Raw genomic sequence first — 19,764 nt, forward strand, 5'->3', positions numbered from 1 at the left:
GACAAATGAATAATGGGGGTGGCGAGGATCGAACTCGCCTTAGCCAAATTATGAGTTTGGTGCATTCACCAGATTGCTACACCCCCGGGGGAATTTATGTAATTTTAATTACATTGAATTTCAATATACAATATAAAAATAATATTTCAAAAAACACCTCATTAGGAAGTTTTTGTGAGATTTCTTTTTTTTCTTCTAATCTTTAAATATAAATTTAAATTTTACTAATGGGTGATTTTTCTGAAAAGTATGAATTAAATAAAGCAAAATTGTTAAAACAGTTAATTGAAAAATCTTATAAGAGAGGAAACTTCACTTTATCTTCAGGGAAAAAAAGTAGTCATTACTTGAACTGTAAACCGGTATCATTAAATGGTGAAGGCCTAAACTTAATTAGTGATCTATTTTTAGAGTTAAAAGACTCACGGTCAAAAGCTGTAGCAGGATTGACATTAGGCGCAGATCCTATAGTAAGTGGATTAATTGTCAAAGCAGCTTCGCAAGGCTTAGACCTAAATGGTTTAATAATTCGCAAAGAAATTAAACAATACGGCACCAAAGCTGGAATAGAGGGCCCTATATTAGAAGAAGGCACTTTGGTAACTGTCTTGGAGGATGTTGTGACAACTGCTGGTTCAGTAATAAAAGCTATAAATAAGCTACGAGAAAATAATTATGTTGTTGAGGAAGTTTTGTCTATAGTTGATAGGCAAGAAGGAGGCTGTGAAACCCTTAGAGATGAAAATGTTGAATTAAAAAGTCTTTTTACAATAAAAGACTTTTTATAATTATCTCAAAATGCAAAATATAAAAAAAAATTTTTGGCTTGAAAAATTTGATTCTTTTTCTGTTACTGGAGAAGATGCCAGGAAATTTTTGAATGGAATAACAACGAGTAATATTCTAAATTCAGAAAATAAAGTTATCAAAACTTGTTGGCTAACTCCAAATGGAGTTCTAAGGGCATTAATTGAAATTATTTTTTTAGAAAGAAACTTGGAAGTAATTATCTTGGCGGGTAACACTCATGAAATAATTGATTACTTTAATCAAATTATTTTTCCAGCGGATGATGTACTTTTAAGTGAACCTTTCTTGATAAATAGAATTCAGGAAATTGATGAATCTAGTTCATGGAGAACTTACCTGCCTATTTTCTTCAAAACAGAAGATAAAGAATTTGAAATATATAAAAATAAACTAAATTTCCTGAATCCCAATGATTTAAAACTTTGGAAGATTAATCAGGCAATACCCTGTTTAGGAATGGAAATAAACGGAAAAAATAATCCTCTTGAGCTAGGATTAAAAGATCTTATAGATTTTAATAAAGGTTGTTATTTAGGACAAGAAACAATTTCAAAAATAAAAAATGTTTCGTCTTTAAAACAGGAAATAAGAATTTGGAAATCATTTGAATCTAATTTGAATTTAGACGTTGAAGATAAAAATTTATATATAAATTCTGCTAAAGATATTTCTGTAGGCAAAATCACTAGTATTTTTAAGTCAGATTCTCAAATAAAAGGCTTAGCAATGATAAAAAGGAGATATTTAGAAGAAGGAAGTGATTTTTTTTCAGAAATTATTGGAAAAATTATTATAAATAAATCTGTAGGATCAATTTTTCTTTAATTGATTTTTGATTAAATATTTTGCAATTTGTAGAGTAGCCAAACAATCATCTTTGTTGTATTGGATAATTTTTTTTAAAAATATTTCGTTTTCTGTAATTTGATATTGAATCCACCAATAAAGGGCTTTCGATCCACTTACATTTTTCTGCACCCATTTAAATCCAAGCCAATTAGAAACGGTTTTTAATCCATAATTTTTTAGTGGTAATATCCAAGACTTTCTTATTAAGGTGTGTAAGTCTATAAATCTTGAGGTAAGTGAATCAATTTCTTCAAAACTAAAATTTAGTTCTTTAGCAATATTAATTATTGCTATTTTTTCAGTTTCTCCGTAATGTAAAACTGGCCATTCTTTATTTGAAAAAAGTATTTCAATAATTTGTCTGTAAGATTCTCCTTTATTGTTTTTAAGATTTAAGATTGGCTCATAAATAAGATCTTCTTTTTTTATAAACAAATTATTTATTTTTAAAAAACCATATAAAAAATCATGCTTTTCATCTGGATTTGATTCAATATCAAATATATAAAATCCCGAACATATTTTTTCAAATAGATAGTCCGTATCATTTTTATTTGAAATGAAGTATGGTTCTCCAGAAATATATGCTTGTGCTTGCTTTACAAATAGGGAGGCTTTTTCATACTTTTGATCTTTGAATTTAGATAATTTCTCTTCAAGTGTTTTTTCGCTATAAAAAGCTAATGTTTGGGTATTAGTTATTCCATTTGTTTTCAGTAATGAGGCCGTTTTGGATCCTATTCCATCTATATCTGTTAGATATCCATTTTCTTTTGCTTCTTTGTCACAAAATTTTTGCCATGAACAAATAGTACATTTTTTTCTATCTTGAGTTATTTCTGGCATAAATCCCTCCAAGCATTCATGCAAATTTAATAAAACATTCAAAACTTTTTTTCTTAATTTTTTATTTAAATAAATTTCTTCAACATTAACTTTTTTATCAAAACTTGAAATTAATAATCCTTTCTCAATTTTAGATTCTTGAAAAGAGTCCAAGAGAATAGCACTAAAAGCCAAGTCGAATAAATGTTCTTTTGTAGTCTTGTAGCCTAATTTATACACAGCAGGTAGATATTTATATGAGCCCCATTTGCTTATACCTTTTGTCCTTAAAAGTAATTGGGGATGAATCTCTGCGTTAACATTTTGGAAAAATTTTCCTTTAATTTTTAATCCAATTACCCCTTGATAACCTTTTTTACAGGCTTTTAATCCTGTATATATTTCACCATTACATAATTTATAGAAAATTTGATATTGCTTAACTTTATCTATAGCTTTATGGGCAGACCAAACTTCATAAGATTTATCACCCTTGAAATCTAGCCATGCTTTTCTTTTGCATCTTATAAAACTTTTTAAATAAAGAGTATTCAAATTATTTTATTGGAGGTTTTAAATTTCACTAATATAAATTAATATAGATAATCAAAAGAAATCAAGGCAGTCTTTAATTTGCAAGGTGACACATTTAGAAAATATAAAATTTGGAACTGATGGTTGGAGAGGAATAATTGGATTTGATTTTAACCTGTCCAATCTAGCAAGAGTTGTTGTAGCTGCCTGCCAGGAGTTGCATTATCAATACTATAAAGAAGTTAATACAAAGAAAATTTTAATTGGATATGATCGTAGATTTATGGCAAGTGAATTTGCCAAGCATGTAGTCCCTTATGTAAGAGGATGTGGTTTTGAACCGATCTTATCTAATAGCTTTGTTACAACTCCCTCCTGTAGTTTCTATGCCAAAGAAATGGGTTGTTTAGGAGCGTTAGTAGTTACAGCAAGTCATAATCCATATAATTGGCTGGGTCTGAAAATAAAGAGCTTTAATGGATGTTCTGTTGATCAATCTTTTACAAGTGAAATTGAAAAAAGATTAATGCTTGGCAATTCAATTGAAAAAATAGAGGATGCCAATCAATTGGTAGATATTAAGAATTTTCATTTGGATAGAATTAAATCCCTTTTTGATATTGACTTTATTTCCAATAGATTGAAAAAAATGAAATTGAGAATTTTTGTAGATTCTATGCACGGTGCAGCTGCAAATTGTATGGCTGATATTTTTGCCTCTAATGATTCAGAAGTTATTTCAGAAATCAGAAAAGATAGTGATCCTTTTTTTGGCGGAAAACCTCCTGAACCTCTTTTAAATTATGTAGATGATTTAAATCAAATACTAATCAAAAATTCAACAAATGAAGTGAAAACTCTAGGAATTATATTTGATGGTGATGGTGATAGAATTGCAGCAATTGATGAAAAAGGAAGATACTCTAGTACACAAGATTTACTGCCATACTTTATTCACTATTTGGGCGAAATTAAAAATAATTGTTATCCAGTTTTAAAGACTGTTAGTGGTTCAGATATTATTAAAAATATATCAGAGAGTCAAAATAGAGATGTTTTTGAACTTCCAGTTGGATTTAAATATATTGCTGAAAAAATGATCAAAGAGAAAATATTTATTGGAGGAGAGGAATCTGGGGGGGTTGGTTTTGGTGACTTTATGCCTGAAAGAGATGCTCTTTATGCCGCAATGGTTTTATTAAATGGAATTGCTGAAAAATCTCAATATTTATTCGAAACCTTAGATGAAATACAAAAAGATTTTGGGCCAAGTTTCTATAAAAGAATTGATATTAAATTTCCAAATCAGTCAGAAAAAAATTCAGTAGAAGAATTTATAATACATAATATTCCTAAGAATATTAATAATCACAAGTTAAAAAGTATCTCAAAGATCGATGGAATAAAGTTGAGAATTAATAAAAATTTTTGGCTTCTTTTTAGGTTTTCAGGAACCGAACCTCTTTTAAGGTTGTATTGTGAAGCACCAAAAGAATCTTATTTAAATGAGGTATTAGAGTGGGGTCAAGAATTTATAAATTTGGCAGGCAAATAAGGATGAAAAATTTATATTTGGCGAGTAAGAATAAAGGTAAAATTGTAGAGTATAAGAAATTGCTGGCTAGGGTTAATTGTAAATTAATACTTCAGCCAGAATCATTAGAAGTTGAAGAGGATGGACTGACATTTAGAGATAATGCAATTAAAAAAGCGAGTGAAGTTTCTAGAAAAACAAATAATTTCTCAATAGCAGATGATTCTGGAATTTGTATTGAAGCATTAGATGGAAAACCTGGCATTTACTCATCAAGATATGCAGAAAATGATCAGAAGAGAATTGAACGAGTTTTAAAAGAACTTGATGGAGTTCAAAATAGAAGTGCTTTCTTTATTGCTAATATTTGTGTTTGTTCACCAAATGGTGAAGTGATTATAGAATCTGAAGCTAAATGTTATGGCAATATTATTTTTAATCCGAGAGGAAAAGGTGGTTTTGGGTATGACCCGATTTTTGAGGAGAGTTCTACCGGATTAACTTTCGCAGAAATGAATAATGATATTAAAGACTCTTGTAGTCATAGAGGTAAAGCATTAAAAAAAATTATTCCAGATTTAATTGAAATTTTTTCTTAAATTCAATTAACCCAAGATCCATGAAGGCCATGGGGAATTGAAATGGGTAATTCATAAACAGCTAATTCTCTTAAGTCTTTCGCGTCTAATATCACTAAATCGCTGCCTCTTCGTTCTCCGTTCCATAGAAGTAAAAATAAAAATCCTTCATCTTCTTTAGAAGAGTTTTCTGATGGAACCATAATTGGTTCACTAACAAATCCACTTGGACCGGCTGACCAATAAATTTCTTCCTTTGAAATTAAATTTATTTTTTTTATTGCTTGAAGTGGGGCGTTCCCTAGCTTTTGAGATGTGCTTGCCATCCAACTAAAAGTTGCTGTTAATCCTAAATTTTTAGGATTAACAACAGCAAATTCACAACATTGTTCACTTATAGCTTCCAGTTCACTAGTTTTTTTCTTTAGATCGATAATTGATCTTTTCAGTTTTCCTTCTGGGTATTTATCAAAGTCAATATCCCTAAAATTCTCGGCTGGACCAACTGATGGGAAATCATCATAAAAAATACTATCTAATACGATTTTGGAATCTTTTTCAAATGCATTTACATGATGAAAAACGAATCCTTCTGGAGCATCTATTGTTAACGGTGGCTGACCTCTAAATAATCCACTTTCTCTGGGGATGATAAAAAACTTTGCCTTTTTATTTGGATTCGACTTTAAACATTGTGCTGCCCCTCTTTGGCCCATTACAAATGGAAGAGGGTTGAAATCGATAGCATTCTGTAAGAATATTGCCCAATTAGTTGTAATTGCGAAATCATGAAGGAATGCAAAGCCATTAAAGGTATCTTTTCTGTCGACAATTAGCTCTCCAGAATTTTCACCAGCATTATTAAACTCCATTAATCTAATGGTACTTTTTGGCCCGGTTTGCACTCCAAAAGTGACTAATAGTTCTGAAGATGAATTTGAATTAAGGTCTATCTTGGGATGCGCACTGAATGCTTCGTTAGGCTTGAGTACCCCTTTTAATGTTGTTAAACCAATAGTCTCAAGACTATCAGGATCCATTGCATGTGGCCCAGCTGCTTCCCATAATGCGAGAATTTCATCTCCTAATTTAACGACATGAGTATTAGCGATATTCTTAAATTTTAGATCTAATGCATTATTTAAAATTCCTCCAATTTTTTGGGTCCCAAAAACACCTCTATAAATAAATTTATTTATTTTCTCTTCTTCCAAATAACCTTTAGTTTTAACAAATCTATTTGTTAAGTATGGCTGACCATTTTCGAATTTTATGGATGTGATCATACCATCCCCATCAAATGGATGATGAACCCATTGTCCACCTCTCTCTAATATCCCTGGTCCATTTCTTAATAAGGTTCCATTTAAATTTTTAATATTCTTACCTTTGCTAATTTTTAGAGGCTCTTTAGTTAGCTCCTTTTTTACATTTTGATACGCACTGGACCAATCTTCTTTATTAAAACTTTTAATTTTATCAATTTTTTTATTTTGTAAATTAGTCACAACAAAGTAATTATTTTGTATATCTTGGCCAAAAATCAACTGAATTGTGGCTGATTCGAAAAAATTCCTATTTTATTGATTTTCTAGCATTCCTTTACTGCTTGGAATTGAATCAGATCTTCTTAGATCTATTTCTGTAGCCATTCTCATTGCTCTTGAAAAAGCTTTAAAGCAAGCCTCAACTATATGATGTGAATTACTACCTTGTATTTGATTAATATGCAGAGTAATACCGCTGTTATTTACAAAGGCAATAAAAAACTCTCTTACTAGTTCAGTATCATAATTTCCTATTCTAGGAGCTTTTAATTGAAGATCATAAGATAGATGAGGTCTGCCAGAGCAGTCTAAAGTGACTTGAACTAATGCTTCATCTAATGGGGCAAAGAAATGTCCAAATCTGGTTATTCCTTTTCTGTCTCCTAAGGCTTTTGAAAATGCTTTGCCTAATGCGATTCCTACATCTTCATTTGTATGATGATCATCAATATGGGTATCTCCAATTGCTTTTATATTTAAATCATATAAACCATGACTGGATATTTGATGAAGCATATGATCTAAGAATGGTATCCCGCTATCAATCTCGGAAATACCATTTCCATCTAAGTTTATAAATACAGAAATATCTGTTTCATTCGTTTTTCTTTTTATTTCAGATTGCCTTAGAGATGACATTTTATGCAAAAAACTTAGTTTACATTCCATTAATGCAGTAACCCGCATCAACATAAATTGTTTGGCCTGAAATGCCGCTAGAGAGATCACTTAATAAAAAAGCAGCAGTATTACCTACTTCTGTTTGCGTGACTGTTCTGCGTAAAGGCGCCTTTTCTTCAACATTGTGAATCATATCTAAAATGCCACCTATAGCAGAACTCGCAAGTGTTCTTATAGGTCCAGCACTTATTGCATTAACTCTGACTTGTTTTTCTGGCCCAAGTTCTGCAGAAAGATATCTTACTGAAGCTTCTAATGCTGCTTTAGCCACTCCCATTACGTTGTAGTTAGGAATTGCCCTCTCTGATCCTAAATAAGTTAAGGATACAACTCCAGCACCATCACTAAAAAGTGGTTTTGCTGCTTTACATAAAGGTGCTAATGAATACGCACTTATATTAAGAGCTCTATCAAAACCCTCAGATGAGGTAGCGCTATAATCTCCAATCAATTCGTCGCGACCTGCAAATGCCAAGCAGTGAACTAATCCGTCAATTTGTCCCCAATTGTTTTGTATATTTTTAAAGATTTCTTCTATTTGATTTGGATTTTGCACATCAAGAGGCAAAAATAACGATGGGTTTAACGGTTCCGTTAGTTCTCTAACTTTAGATTCGAATCTTCCTTTATCATCAGGCAAATATGTTATCCCAAGTTCTGCTCCAGCTTTTGAAAGTTGTTGAGCAATACCCCATGCTATTGAACGATTGTTGGCAATTCCTGTAACGAGAATTTTTTTGCCAGTTAGATTGAGAAGCATTTTGTCTATTCTTTCTAATATTCTCCTATATAAAAGTACCTATCTTTACGTATTGCTGCAAAATATACAATAATTTTCAAATATAAGAAATATTTATTTTAAACATGGTCAGAACAAATTCTATGGTTTTGGAATTAGGTTTTCAATTACCTAAATTCGAAATGATAAATGCTAATTCTTCAAGTAATGAATATTTTAATTCTCATCATCTAGATAATAGGCATTTACTTTTAATGTTTATTTGTGCCCATTGCCCATTTGTTAAATATATTGAAAATCAAATTTCCATCTTAAGTAAAGAAATTGAGAATACGGTTCAATCAGTTGCAATTTCAAGTAATGATATTGTCACTCATCCCTCAGATTCTCCTAAGCAATTGAGATTTCAAGCACAATCACAAGGATGGACTTTCCCTTATCTGTACGATGTAAACCAAACTTTTGCCAAGGCATTAAAAGCGGCTTGCACCCCAGATTTTTATCTTTTTTCAAATGGAGGAGATGGTGATTTTTTCTTGTATTATCATGGCCAATTAGATGATAGTAGACCAGGGAATAATATTCCTTTATCAGGTGAAGATTTGCGCTCTGCTGTTAGAGATTTGAATCAAGATAATTCTTATCCTTTAAATCAGATGCCATCTTTAGGGTGCAATATTAAATGGACTCCTGGGAAAGAACCGAGTTGGTTTAAATGAAGTAAAATGTTTTTTTATCCATAGAAATATTTTTAGGGTTAATATATTCATTATGCAGATACCACCATTTACTTTAAATAGACAGTACCAAGAAATTGGCTCTGAAATTGAAAGTGAGGTTTGTAAAGTTTTAAAAGGAGGTCAATATATTGGGGGACAAGAAATTACCAAATTTGAGGAAAATTTCTCTAATCTGATTGGAGTAGATAATACTATTGGATGTAATAGTGGAACGGATGCTTTAGTGTTGGCTTTGCGCGCATTAGATATTGGTGAGGGTGACGAAGTTATTACCTCATCATTTAGCTTTTTTGCAACGGCAGAGGCTATTAGTGCAGTTGGTGCTAATCCAATTTTGGTAGATATAGATCCAGAAACTTATCTTATTAATACTGAACTGATAGAACAAGAAATAAATTCTAATACGAAGGCAATTATGCCAGTGCATCTGTTCGGAAATGCAGTGAATATGAATTTAATAAAGTCATTAGCTGAAAAATATGATTTAAAAGTAATCGAAGATTGTGCTCAGGCAACATGCACAATGTGGGACAATTCCAGAGTTGGCAGTATCGGTGATATAGGTTGTTTTAGCTTTTTCCCTACTAAGAACTTAGGAGCTGCTGGAGATGCTGGAGCAGTGACTACATCAGACCAGAAGATTGCCCAGAGAATTAGAGAACTAGCTGTTCATGGAAGCCCAATCAGATATCACCATACTCAAATTGGATATAACAGCAGACTTGATACTGTTCAAGCTGCCATATTAAATATCAAAATTAAATATATTTCTAATTGGATTAATAATCGCCAAACAATTGCTAAAAATTACTTTGCTTTATTAGATAAAAATCCGTTTATTAGTTTGCCTAAAATAAGTTCTGATTCTACACATCATTCTTGGAATCAATTTGTCATTAAATTAAGAAACGAAAAATATTTTTTAAATGAAGATTTTTCAAATTTATTTGCTACTGATTGCAAAAAATATTATTCATTGAGGAATTTGGTAAAGCAACAACTTTTCAAAAAAGGTATTAATTCAATTATTTATTATCCAATTCCAATTCATGCACAAATAGCTTACAAAAATAAAAATTTTTCTAGAAAAAAACTTATAAATACAGAGAGAATTTGTACAGAAGTTCTCAGTCTTCCAATGTTCCCTGAAATTTATTATGAAGAACAAGTTTATGTAGCAGATAATATAAATAAAGTTTTAAAAAATTGTATAGATAAAATTCATATTTCTGCGTAAATTGATTTAAATAATCTTTGTTGAATATGGTGATTGACAATAGGCTTTGGGTAATTATTTTTTTCTAAATTAGATATCTCTCCATTTAATAAATCTGAATTTGACAATTTAGATAATTCAGGAATCCAAAATTTTATGTATTCACAAAGAGGATCAAATTTTTTTGCTTGTATATATGGATTAAAAATTCTCAGTGGTTTTGGATCCATACCACTACTTGCGCTCCATTGCCATCCCCCATTATTTGCTGCTAAGTCTCCATCGACCAACATTTCCATGAATTTTTTTTCACCCATTTGCCAACTGCATAGTAGGTCTTTTACCAGAAATGAAGCAACTATCATCCGACATCTGTTATGCATCCAACCAGTACTATTTAGTTGCCGCATTGCAGCATCAACTATAGGTACACCTGTTTCGCCGTTACTCCAAAGCTGAAACCATTCATTATTATTATGCCAGCGAAATTGATGCCATTTTTTTCTATATGGACCCCTCTCTAGTTCTGGGAAATGGAATAAGCAATGTTGATAAAATTCTCGCCAAACAAGTTCTTTTTGCCAAGTTTCTATTGATAAATAATTTTCTTGATTTTTAAAACCTGAATTTAAATTTAATGTGGCGTTCCATACTTTTCTAATGCTTATGGTGCCGAATCTAAGAGATGCGCTTAAAAAAGATGTTCCATTATAGGAAGGCAAATCTCTTGTGGAATTGTAAGAATATATGTTTTTTCCGTTAATAAAGGTTTCTAATAATATTTCTGCACCCTTCTCACCAGGTCTACAGGGACAGATCTTAGATCCAGAAAATTTGATATTTTGAAGAAATTTCTCTAATACCGAATCAGATGACTTTATTTTATGATTATTTTTAAATTTATTATCGATATCTTTAAACTGGAAAGTAAATTTATCTTCATCATATGAACCTAATAAATTCATTTTTGATTTAAGGTTTTTATAAAAAGGACCATAAACTGAATAAGGTTTATGATTTCCTGAAAATATTTTTGAAGGTTCTATTAATAAGTGATCCCAACATTCAATAACTTGAATGTTTATTGCCTTTAAAACTTTTTTTATTTGTAAATCTCGATTAATCTCATAAGGTTCAATTGATTTATTCCAAATAACAAATTTGGCATCTATTGTCTTTGTTAATTGTGGAATAATTGATACTGGATCTCCTTTTAATATAACTAGCCTGCTACCCATTTTTTTCCAATTATTTCCTAATTCTTGAAGCGAATTCCCAAGAAACCAAGCTCTTGAATTTGCATTAAAATCATGTGAATAATTTTTATCTAAGATATAAGTTGAAGTAATAGCATTTGACAATGAAAATGCTTTTATTAAAGCTTGATTATCAAATATTCTTAGATCCTTTCGATGCCATAAAAGTATTCTAGGGTTATTCATAATTCATCTAAAAATTGTCTCGCTCTAAACCAAGCAGTAACAGTTTTTGCGTCAAGCATTTCATCCCCACTTGAAATAAGATTATCTAGTTCCTTGGGATCCAAAATAAGTACTTCTATATCTTCATCTAAATCTCCTTTAACCTCGGACTTTAGTTTGCTTAAATCACGCGCTAGAAATAAATAAATTTCTTCATCTGCATAACCAGGAGCTGGGACAAGAGTTCCTAATTCATCCCATTTGTCAGCACTAAATCCAGTTTCTTCTTGAATTTCTCTTTTAATTGAATTAATAGGTGTTTCACCTATTTCTAATGTTCCTGCTGGAAATTCTAATAAATATCTTGCAACAGCAAATCTATATTGCCGGAGAATTATAACTTTATTATCTTTTGTAATCGGTACAGCTAAAGCAGCACCAGGATGCTTTATGTATCCATATTCACCTTCATGCCCATTTGGTAGTTGAATTCTATTAATTTCAAAACTAAATTTTTTTGACTTTAACTCTGATATTTTTTCTTTAAAAATTGATTTTTTTTTAAGTTTTTTATTGCCCATAATTTTTAAATAAAAATAGCCTAACAGTTATTTTTTGGTTTTGTAAATTAAGTAATAGACCATCTTTGGTTATCAAATTTATTGATTTTTTGGCTTCTACTTAAGATCTCAGATAGTGGGGTAATAACAAAATTACGATTCATAAATCTGGGATGAGGTAATGCTAATTCCTCATCAATTGTATGTAAATCTTCCCACCATAGAATATCTAAATCAAGACATCTTGATAGCCATTTCTCCCCCCTTGGTGTTTTTTCTCTTCCAAAAAAATATTCTAATTTCTTTAGCTTTTTTAAGAGTAATTTTGCATTTTTTGTTGATGGCTTTGGAAAATCGTTACTTTTAACAAGGACAAGAGTATTAAGATAGTTTGGCTGTTCATGTTCAACTCCATGCGGTGATGTCTCATATATTGAAGACCATAAAAAGCTTGCTTTAGATTTTTTGTTTTCTTCGTGTTTAGTATTGGATTCATCTCCCCAAACTTTTATAATTTCTTCTAATTTTGGTTTGCAGAGTAAAAAGGACTCTAAAGGACTTCCGAATTTACTATCAATATTTGCTCCAAGGGATATACATAGTCCATTTTTGATATTAAGATTTGATAATTCCACTACAAAAAACAAAGTTATTGGATAAATTCTATATCAGACATTTTTAAAGTGATTTTGAATTCAGAATTAAAAGGAAAAGAAGAAATAAAAGATTTAATGAAATCAAAGGATTCTTTTAGAGCTTTTCCTTTGGCTGCTATTACTGGACATAGCTTATTGAAATTATCTTTACTCCTTGGTGCCGTTGACCCAAGTTTAGGTGGAGTGATTATTGCTGGTGGTAGAGGTACTGGTAAGTCTGTATTGGCGAGAGGGCTCCATAATTTGATTCCGCCTATAGAAGTATTAGATACTGAATCAGTAATTGGAATGTTAAGTCAAGTTAGTACTTCATTAAGACCTGTTGGAAGAAACCTAGATCCAAATAGACCAGAGGAATGGGATATTAATACTAATAAATTGTTACAGGACACAATTGGGAGTGATTACCTGAATCAAATTGAAGAAATTCCTAAAAAAGTAAGAGAGGCACCATTTATTCAAGTGCCTATTGGAATTACTGAAGATAGACTTGTTGGATCAATTGATGTTGCTGCCTCATTAAATACGGGTGAACAAGTTTTTCAGCCTGGAATTTTGGCGGAAGCTCATAGAGGTGTTCTTTATGTAGACGATATAAATTTATTGGATGATGGAATTGTAAATTTAATTCTTGAAGCTATAGGAAGAGAGCAAAATAATATTGAAAGAGATGGTTTGAGTCTTTCTCATCCTTGTAAATCCCTTTTAATAGCAACTTATAACCCTGAAGAAGGCGCTTTAAGAGATCATGTTTTAGATCGTTTTGCAATTGTGCTTTCCGCCAATCAATCTATTGATAATACTCAAAGAGTTGAAATAACAAAATCTGTTTTATCACATGCGGAAAATAATATTAAATTTTCAGAAAAATGGTCCGAAGAATCTGATAATTTATCCACTCAATTAATTTTGGCAAGGCAATGGTTAAAGGATGTGAAGATAACAAAAGAGCAAATAACCTATTTAGTGAATGAAGCTCTTAGAGGAGGAGTAGAAGGACATAGATCAGAATTGTTTGCAGTAAAAGTAGCTAAAGCGAATGCAGCTCTTCGAGGCGATGAGAATGTAAATTCTGAGGATCTAAAAGTCGCAGTAAGATTAGTTATCCTTCCACGTGCAATGCAAATACCACCTGAAGATGATGAGATTGAACCCCCGCCTCCAGAGGATCAGAACCCGCCACCCCCGCCTCAATCAAATAATGATGAATCTGAACCTGAGGCTAATGAAAATGATGATAATCAAGAGCAAGAACAAGAAGAAGATAATTCTGATGGAGAAGAAGAATCTACTCCCGAAATACCAGAAGAATTTATATTAGATCCCGAAGCATGTATGGTTGATCCTGATTTATTACTTTTTTCATCAGCTAAAGCTAAAGCAGGAAATAGTGGAAGTAGATCTGTGATATTTAGTGATAGTAGAGGAAGATATGTAAAACCTATTATTCCAAGAGGTAAAGTAAAAAGAATTGCGGTAGATGCAACTCTTCGAGCTGCAGCTCCATATCAAAAATCAAGAAGATTAAGGAATCCCAATAAATCGATCATTATTGAAGAAAATGATTTTAGGGCAAAGCTTCTTCAAAAGAAGGCGGGTGCTTTAGTTATTTTTCTCGTGGACGCTAGTGGCTCTATGGCTCTTAATAGAATGCAAAGTGCTAAAGGCGCAGTAATAAGACTTTTAACTGAGGCATATGAGAATAGAGATGAAGTAGCTCTTATTCCTTTTAGAGGTAATCAGGCAGAAGTTCTTTTGCCACCAACAAGATCTATAACTGCAGCAAAAAGAAGGTTAGAAACAATGCCTTGCGGTGGTGGATCGCCTTTAGCTCATGGACTAACACAATCAGCGAAAGTAGCAAAAAATGCTCTTTCCACAGGAGATATAGGGCAAGTTATTGTTGTTGGAATTACTGATGGAAGAGGAAATGTACCATTAGGATTATCTCTTGGACACAATGAGGTTGAAGAAAAAGATAATGAAAATGAAAATGTCAATTTAAAGCAAGAGGTTCTTGATATAGCTGCAAAATATCCCATGCTTGGTATAAAACTCTTAATAATTGATACAGAGAGAAAATTTATTGCAAGTGGCTTTGGTAAAGAATTAGCAGAGGCAGCTAATGGGAAATATGTCCAACTTCCAAAAGCTACAGATAAAGCAATCGCAGCTATGGCTTTAAATGCTATAAATGAATTCTAGAGATTACTTATGGATAAATTTCGTTAAGGAATTTTGAAAGCCCAATAGTTAAATCTCTTATGGATTTCGTGAATTCTTTATCTTTCGTTAATTTTTCAAAATCATCACTCATATCATCTATTTTGCTGGAGATAGATCTTGCAGAATTAATTGTCAATTTAATGTCATTCAGGGTTTCTTTGTCATCGATAGTAGACAAAATGTTATTCAAATGATTAGCAGCAATTGTAATTTCTTTTATTAAAGGTTCAACTCTTTTGATTTCTTGTTTCGATAAATAAATTAATTCATCAAGGTTTTCTTGTGTTTGATCAAATTGTTCGATTGAGTTTACTATGTTTTCAATTAAGTTTTCTTGATTTGATTCTTTTAAAAGTTGACTTATTCTATTAGTTATGTTTGAAAGACTTGATAGTGGTTTCCCGGTGATAATATCTCCCTGACAAATAATTAATTTGGTATTGCAATTTTCAGCTGTTGGTTTTGCAATATTTTTAGGTAGTGATTTTTCACTAGTCTCTAAAGCGACTTGCACATCTCCTCCTAGGAAAGAATTCGTTACTACCTTTGCAAATGCTGGCCTAGGAAGAATAATGTCTGGATTATTTAAAACTATTTTGGCTTTAATTGATTCATTAGTAAATAAGATATCTTCTATTGATCCTACTAAAATTCCTCTGTAAGTAACTGGAGACTTTTTTGATAAACCGCTTGCGTTGTTAAATTCAGCAAAGAGGTGCCAATTTTTTGAATTTAATCTTATTCCTCTTAGCCAAAAAGAAAAAAATGTGAATATTAAAATTCCTCCTAATAAGGAAAAACCAACAATCGAATCTCGTAAGCTTCTACGCATAATTTCTAAATGTCTTTGGGTTGCATTGGACCATCAAGTTTCCCGTGCTTAAATTGAAATACATACGGATCATTACTTTCTTTAAATTCATCAATCGAACCTCCCCATCTAAACTTGCCTCCGTAAAGCATTAAAACTTTATCTGCAGTCCTTTCTATAGTACTAAGAACATGGCTAACCACAATAGATGATCCGTTTGCTTTATCATTTGTCTTATTAATTAAATCTTCAATTCTTGATGAGGCAATTGGATCAAGACCTGCAGTTGGTTCATCAAAAAGTAATAAGGGTTTAGTATTTGTATTAAGAGTTTGATCCGTAATTAACGCTCTAGCAAAACTCACTCTTTTTTGCATGCCTCCACTTAATTCATTTGGAAGTTTATTCTCAACATTAAATAATCCTACCTCAGCTAAACATTCACATACGATCTCATGGATTAACTTTTTAGATAGGTCTTTATTTCTTTTAAGGAGAAAACCTACATTTTCTTCAATAGTTAAAGATCCTAATAATGCTGGGTTCTGAAAAACTAGTCTTACATCAGGAGGATTATTTTGATCTAATCTCAAATATGTTTGTTTCTCACCAAATATTCTTAATTCTCCTTTAGTAGGTAAAATCAGTCCTGCTAATATTTTTAAGATAGTTGATTTGCCAGAACCTGAGGGGCCAACAATAGCTAATTTTTCTCCATCATTAAGTTCAAAATTTAGTTGATTAAGCACATTAACCACCCCCCAGCTTATCGAGAGGTTTTTTGTCTCAACTACATGCTTTGATTCTGTCAAAACCTAAATTAAAGAAAAAGTTATCTTCAATTATATTTTGCCTATTTTTTGCAATAAAAAAGGATGTATGAATTTGATTTATAATATATCTATATAGTTTTTAAATTTGAGAAAAAATAATTTAAGAGGTTTTAAATGAATAAGCGTAAAAAAAGAGTTAGAAGATATTATAGAAATTTTAAAAAGTCTAATTTTGCCTTTTTAAACAAAATTTTAAGAATTTTGAGTTGGCTTTTACCAGGACTGGTAATAAAAAGATGGCTGGTTACATCTGCGATAGGATTTTTGACTACATTATTAGGGCTGGCAATTTGGACAAACTTGAGACCACTTTATTGGCTTATTGAAACATTTTTTTGGTTAATGACAGGTTTAACTAGTTTCTTGCCTGTTTCATTTTTGGGACCATTGATTTTTCTTATTGGACTTTTATTAATAGGGATTGGACAAAATAGAAGTATTAATTCTATTCAAAAAGCGCTTGTTCCTGAAAAAAATACAGTTTTAGTTGATGCATTAAGAGTTAAGAGTAAATTAAACAGAGGTCCTAATATTGTTGCAATTGGTGGAGGTACAGGCTTATCTACTTTATTGAAAGGCTTAAAAAATTACAGCAGTAATATTACTGCAATAGTAACTGTATCCGATGATGGTGGAAGTAGTGGAATTCTTAGAAAACAATTAGGTGTGCAACCTCCAGGAGATATTAGAAATTGTTTGGCTGCCTTATCAAACGAAGAACCTATTTTAACTAGATTGTTTCAATATAGATTTTCGGGAGGAAGTGGTCTTGAGGGACATAGTTTTGGAAATCTATTTTTGTCAGCGTTAACAACAATTACAGGTAGTTTAGAAAAAGCAGTTCAAGCCTCTAGCAAGGTTTTGGCGGTACAAGGTCAAGTTTTGCCTGCAACAAATATTGATGTTATGTTATGGGCCGAATTAGAGGATGGTGAAAAAATTTTTGGGGAAAGCAAAATCAGCAAATCTCGAAAATTAATTTCAAGGATTGGTTACCTACCAGAAAATCCTTCTGCTCTCCCTAGCGCTCTAGAATCTATTAAAGACGCTGAGTTGATTGTTCTTGGGCCAGGTAGTTTATACACTTCTTTATTACCTAACTTATTAGTACCAGAGATAGTAGATGCTTTATTGCAAAGTAATGCTCCCAAAATTTACATCAGTAATTTGATGACTCAGCCTGGAGAAACAGATGGGCTTGATGTTTACCAACATATTAAATCAATAGAAAAACAATTATCAAATTTTGGAGTTAATACTCGAATTTTTAACGCAATCTTATCGCAGATCCAATTTGAAAAGTCTCCACTTGTAGATTATTACGAAAGTAGAGGGGCAGAACCTGTTAAATGTAATAAAGAAAAATTATTATCTGAGGGTTATTATGTTTTGCAGGCACCATTATATTCAAGAAGAATAACTCCTACTCTTAGACATGATCCGAGAAGACTAGCAAGAGCAGTTATGTTTATATACCGCAAATTAAAGAAACTAAACTAATAAGCATCTTGAAGTTCATAGAAATCTGGTTGGATATAGTCTTTTCGCAATGGCCACCCTCTCCAGTCTTCAGGCATTAAAAGTCTTTTTGGATTTGGATGATCAATAAAATTTATTCCATACATGTCATATGTTTCTCTTTCTTGCCAATCACTCCCTTTAAAAATTTTATACAAACTAGGTATTGATAAATCAGAATCTCTTTTTAAGAAAACTTTTAATCTAACCTCTTTAATCTTTTCGATTTTTTGTAAGTCATCAACAGTTATAAAATGATAAAAACTAACAAGATTTTTGCCTGGACCCTCATCGTAGCCACCTTGACATTGGAGATAGTTGAAACCGTAATTTTTTAAAGCAGATACTGCTTCATATAATTTTCTAGGTTCAACAGAAATATTTTCTATTCCTATATGATCATTAGCTAATGATTGATTTGGAATTCCATCTTTAGATAAATTTTGACTTACAAATCCCTCTTTTTCTATTGAGGTATCAGATGATTTGGCTAAACCGTCTTGTTCCATTAATCCTCTTTAATATTGATAATTTCTGGTTTTGAGGTGATCTCAGGTAATTCAGTTATTTTTTCTTTTTGGGAGGAAGGGATAACATTCGTTGAGATTTTGTTTAGATATTCACCAGTATTTTCAGAGAAAACAAGATTCATTTCATGATCAGATGTAATGTACCTGTGGGTTTGCTCTGTTTTTGTTCTCTCTAAAATTGATTCATTACCAACTTTTTTTCTTAATTTTATTACAGCATCAAAGATTGCTTCTGGCCTTGGTGGACATCCTGGAAGGTATAAATCAACAGGGATCAATTTATCAACTCCTCTGACAGCAGTAGTAGAATCTGCGCTAAACATCCCTCCTGTGATTGTACAAGCACCCATTGCAATCACATATTTTGGCTCAGGCATCTGCTCATAAAGTCTTACTAGGGCGGGAGCCATCTTCATAGTTACTGTACCTGCAACTATTAATAAATCTGCTTGTCTTGGCGAGCTTCTTGGTACTAATCCAAACCTATCAAAATCAAATCTAGATCCAATTAGGGCAGCAAATTCAATAAAACAACAGGCTGTGCCATATAGGAGAGGCCAAAGACTACTTAGTCTAGCCCAATTATGAAGATCGTCTAAACTTGTTAGGATAATATTTTCACTTAAATCTGTGGTAACTTGTGGCTCACCAAGAGGGTTACAAGTGCCTTCTCTGATGTCTCTAATTGCTTTTGGGGATAATTGTGGGTTCAATTTTTTTAACTCCATTCTAAAGCACCTTTTCTCCATGCGTAAGCCAGAGCAATTACTAGTATTGCAATGAATATCAAAGCCTCAATAAAAGCTAATAAGCCTAATCTATTAAAGGCAACAGCCCAAGGATAAAGGAATACTGTCTCCACATCAAATATAACGAAAACTAAGGCGAACATGTAATAACGAATATTAAATTGAATCCATGCTCCTCCAATAGGCTCCATTCCCGATTCATATGTTAGTTTTCTTTCACCAGTTCTACCTTTAGGTGCAACAATGAGATTAGTAACAAGAGCTAATATTGGAACAGCAGCAGCAATTAATAGAAAGCCTAAAAAATATTCATAGCCAGTTAATAGAAACATATTAAAAAATAATTTTGAATAAGAGTCGCTTAATTAAGCAAAATCTTTTAAAGTTCTTAAAGAACAATAATAAAC

At 31.8% G+C, this 19,764-nt stretch carries 20 protein-coding genes and 1 tRNA gene; 8 read left to right on the forward strand and 13 right to left on the reverse strand.

Annotation, left to right across the window (positions count from 1 at the left end):
• Positions 1-13 precede the first annotated feature (13 nt).
• A tRNA-Ile gene (locus HA143_RS01495) sits at positions 14-86 on the reverse strand.
• 141 nt (positions 87-227) lie between these two features.
• Between HA143_RS01495 and pyrE the strand changes: the two genes are divergently transcribed.
• Together pyrE and HA143_RS01505 are read left to right on the forward strand one after the other, a co-directional pair.
• Positions 228-788, forward strand: a complete 561-nt coding sequence (gene pyrE / locus HA143_RS01500) for an orotate phosphoribosyltransferase (protein ID WP_209082902.1) — start codon at positions 228-230, stop codon at positions 786-788.
• Positions 789-798: 10 nt separating this feature from the next.
• On the forward strand, positions 799-1,635 hold the full coding sequence (locus HA143_RS01505; protein WP_209082903.1) for a folate-binding protein YgfZ: 837 nt from the start codon (positions 799-801) through the stop codon (positions 1,633-1,635).
• Here HA143_RS01505 and HA143_RS01510 read toward each other — a convergent pair.
• Positions 1,621-3,039, reverse strand: coding sequence for a TM0106 family RecB-like putative nuclease (locus tag HA143_RS01510; RefSeq protein WP_209082904.1), 1,419 nt, complete (start codon positions 3,037-3,039; stop codon positions 1,621-1,623). The two genes, HA143_RS01505 and HA143_RS01510, sit on opposite strands and share 15 nt — an antisense overlap.
• Before the next feature lie 85 nt (positions 3,040-3,124).
• Here HA143_RS01510 and HA143_RS01515 point away from each other — a divergent pair, with 85 nt between their 5' ends.
• Both HA143_RS01515 and rdgB read left to right on the forward strand, forming a co-directional pair.
• Positions 3,125-4,573, forward strand: coding sequence for a phosphoglucomutase/phosphomannomutase family protein (locus HA143_RS01515; RefSeq protein WP_209082905.1), 1,449 nt, complete (start codon positions 3,125-3,127; stop codon positions 4,571-4,573).
• A 2-nt stretch (positions 4,574-4,575) separates the two neighbouring features.
• Positions 4,576-5,151 (forward strand): RdgB/HAM1 family non-canonical purine NTP pyrophosphatase, encoded by a 576-nt coding sequence (rdgB, locus tag HA143_RS01520; RefSeq protein ID WP_209082906.1) that lies wholly within the window; start codon positions 4,576-4,578, stop codon positions 5,149-5,151.
• Positions 5,152-5,153: 2 nt separating this feature from the next.
• On the opposite strand, the gene HA143_RS01525 is transcribed toward rdgB, so the two are convergent.
• From HA143_RS01525 to fabI, 3 genes are all read right to left on the reverse strand, one after another.
• A complete protein-coding gene (locus tag HA143_RS01525; protein ID WP_209082907.1) occupies positions 5,154-6,638 on the reverse strand; it encodes a carotenoid oxygenase family protein in 1,485 nt (494 codons plus the stop codon).
• Between the two features lie 72 nt (positions 6,639-6,710).
• The gene (gene hisB, locus HA143_RS01530; RefSeq protein ID WP_209082908.1) at positions 6,711-7,316 is read right to left on the reverse strand and encodes an imidazoleglycerol-phosphate dehydratase HisB; all 606 of its coding nucleotides are present in this window, start codon (positions 7,314-7,316) and stop codon (positions 6,711-6,713) included.
• A 19-nt stretch (positions 7,317-7,335) separates the two neighbouring features.
• Entirely contained in the window at positions 7,336-8,118 is a 783-nt protein-coding gene (gene fabI / locus HA143_RS01535; protein ID WP_209082909.1) for an enoyl-ACP reductase FabI, read from the reverse strand.
• Positions 8,119-8,222: 104 nt separating this feature from the next.
• On the opposite strand from fabI, the gene HA143_RS01540 reads away from it, so the two are divergent.
• Positions 8,223-8,816 (forward strand): thioredoxin family protein, encoded by a 594-nt coding sequence (locus HA143_RS01540; protein ID WP_209082910.1) that lies wholly within the window; start codon positions 8,223-8,225, stop codon positions 8,814-8,816.
• A 52-nt stretch (positions 8,817-8,868) separates the two neighbouring features.
• On the forward strand, positions 8,869-10,074 hold the full coding sequence (locus HA143_RS01545) for a DegT/DnrJ/EryC1/StrS family aminotransferase (RefSeq protein WP_209082911.1): 1,206 nt from the start codon (positions 8,869-8,871) through the stop codon (positions 10,072-10,074).
• On the opposite strand, the gene HA143_RS01550 is transcribed toward HA143_RS01545, so the two are convergent.
• The 3 genes from HA143_RS01550 to folK are packed head-to-tail and all read right to left on the reverse strand — an operon-like array spanning position 10,059 to position 12,669.
• Positions 10,059-11,495, reverse strand: a complete 1,437-nt coding sequence (locus HA143_RS01550) for a cryptochrome/photolyase family protein (RefSeq protein WP_209082912.1) — start codon at positions 11,493-11,495, stop codon at positions 10,059-10,061. The two genes, HA143_RS01545 and HA143_RS01550, sit on opposite strands and share 16 nt — an antisense overlap.
• Positions 11,492-12,055, reverse strand: a complete 564-nt coding sequence (locus HA143_RS01555) for an NUDIX hydrolase (RefSeq protein WP_209082913.1) — start codon at positions 12,053-12,055, stop codon at positions 11,492-11,494. Before HA143_RS01555 ends, HA143_RS01550 begins: the two co-directional genes overlap by 4 nt.
• Before the next feature lie 47 nt (positions 12,056-12,102).
• On the reverse strand, positions 12,103-12,669 hold the full coding sequence (gene folK, locus HA143_RS01560; protein ID WP_209082914.1) for a 2-amino-4-hydroxy-6-hydroxymethyldihydropteridine diphosphokinase: 567 nt from the start codon (positions 12,667-12,669) through the stop codon (positions 12,103-12,105).
• 48 nt (positions 12,670-12,717) lie between these two features.
• Between folK and bchD the strand changes: the two genes are divergently transcribed.
• Positions 12,718-14,895 carry a magnesium chelatase ATPase subunit D gene (bchD, locus tag HA143_RS01565; RefSeq protein WP_209082915.1) on the forward strand — a complete coding sequence of 726 codons (2,178 nt, stop codon included), beginning with the start codon at positions 12,718-12,720 and terminating at the stop codon, positions 14,893-14,895.
• Between the two features lie 7 nt (positions 14,896-14,902).
• Here the strand turns inward: bchD and HA143_RS01570 are convergent, their stop codons facing one another.
• Positions 14,903-15,748, reverse strand: a complete 846-nt coding sequence (locus HA143_RS01570; protein WP_209082916.1) for an MlaD family protein — start codon at positions 15,746-15,748, stop codon at positions 14,903-14,905.
• 5 nt (positions 15,749-15,753) lie between these two features.
• Positions 15,754-16,476 carry an ABC transporter ATP-binding protein gene (locus tag HA143_RS01575; protein ID WP_373921629.1) on the reverse strand — a complete coding sequence of 241 codons (723 nt, stop codon included), beginning with the start codon at positions 16,474-16,476 and terminating at the stop codon, positions 15,754-15,756.
• Between the two features lie 198 nt (positions 16,477-16,674).
• Between HA143_RS01575 and HA143_RS01580 the strand changes: the two genes are divergently transcribed.
• The gene (locus tag HA143_RS01580; protein WP_209082918.1) at positions 16,675-18,060 is read left to right on the forward strand and encodes a gluconeogenesis factor YvcK family protein; all 1,386 of its coding nucleotides are present in this window, start codon (positions 16,675-16,677) and stop codon (positions 18,058-18,060) included.
• Here the strand turns inward: HA143_RS01580 and HA143_RS01585 are convergent.
• From HA143_RS01585 to HA143_RS01595, 3 genes are read right to left on the reverse strand one after another with little or no spacing between them, the layout of a single operon-like run.
• Positions 18,057-18,587, reverse strand: a complete 531-nt coding sequence (locus tag HA143_RS01585) for an NAD(P)H-quinone oxidoreductase subunit J (protein ID WP_209082919.1) — start codon at positions 18,585-18,587, stop codon at positions 18,057-18,059. The two genes, HA143_RS01580 and HA143_RS01585, sit on opposite strands and share 4 nt — an antisense overlap.
• Complete coding sequence (locus tag HA143_RS01590) at positions 18,587-19,336, reverse strand: NADH dehydrogenase subunit K (protein ID WP_245210833.1); 750 nt, start codon at positions 19,334-19,336, stop codon at positions 18,587-18,589. The genes HA143_RS01585 and HA143_RS01590 overlap by 1 nt, the downstream gene beginning before the upstream one ends.
• Positions 19,327-19,689: an NAD(P)H-quinone oxidoreductase subunit 3 gene (locus tag HA143_RS01595; protein ID WP_011375859.1), complete on the reverse strand. Its 363-nt coding sequence runs from the start codon at positions 19,687-19,689 to the stop codon at positions 19,327-19,329. The genes HA143_RS01590 and HA143_RS01595 overlap by 10 nt, the downstream gene beginning before the upstream one ends.
• Positions 19,690-19,764 lie beyond the last annotated feature (75 nt).

The organism is Prochlorococcus marinus CUG1415 (assembly GCF_017696015.1).
Taxonomy (GTDB): domain Bacteria; phylum Cyanobacteriota; class Cyanobacteriia; order PCC-6307; family Cyanobiaceae; genus Prochlorococcus_A; species Prochlorococcus_A marinus_AE.

Coding starts and splice junctions, on each gene's coding strand:
- pyrE (WP_209082902.1), top strand. CDS start 228: ATGGGTGATTTTTCTGAAAAGTATGAATTAAATAAAGCAAAATTGTTA.
- HA143_RS01505 (WP_209082903.1), top strand. CDS start 799: ATGCAAAATATAAAAAAAAATTTTTGGCTTGAAAAATTTGATTCTTTT.
- rdgB (WP_209082906.1), top strand. CDS start 4,576: ATGAAAAATTTATATTTGGCGAGTAAGAATAAAGGTAAAATTGTAGAG.
- hisB (WP_209082908.1), bottom strand. CDS start 7,316: ATGTCATCTCTAAGGCAATCTGAAATAAAAAGAAAAACGAATGAAACA.
- fabI (WP_209082909.1), bottom strand. CDS start 8,118: ATGCTTCTCAATCTAACTGGCAAAAAAATTCTCGTTACAGGAATTGCC.
- HA143_RS01540 (WP_209082910.1), top strand. CDS start 8,223: ATGGTCAGAACAAATTCTATGGTTTTGGAATTAGGTTTTCAATTACCT.
- HA143_RS01545 (WP_209082911.1), top strand. CDS start 8,869: ATGCAGATACCACCATTTACTTTAAATAGACAGTACCAAGAAATTGGC.
- HA143_RS01550 (WP_209082912.1), bottom strand. CDS start 11,495: ATGAATAACCCTAGAATACTTTTATGGCATCGAAAGGATCTAAGAATA.
- HA143_RS01555 (WP_209082913.1), bottom strand. CDS start 12,055: ATGGGCAATAAAAAACTTAAAAAAAAATCAATTTTTAAAGAAAAAATA.
- HA143_RS01570 (WP_209082916.1), bottom strand. CDS start 15,748: ATGCGTAGAAGCTTACGAGATTCGATTGTTGGTTTTTCCTTATTAGGA.
- HA143_RS01580 (WP_209082918.1), top strand. CDS start 16,675: ATGAATAAGCGTAAAAAAAGAGTTAGAAGATATTATAGAAATTTTAAA.
- HA143_RS01585 (WP_209082919.1), bottom strand. CDS start 18,587: ATGGAACAAGACGGTTTAGCCAAATCATCTGATACCTCAATAGAAAAA.
- HA143_RS01590 (WP_245210833.1), bottom strand. CDS start 19,336: ATGGAGTTAAAAAAATTGAACCCACAATTATCCCCAAAAGCAATTAGA.
- HA143_RS01595 (WP_011375859.1), bottom strand. CDS start 19,689: ATGTTTCTATTAACTGGCTATGAATATTTTTTAGGCTTTCTATTAATT.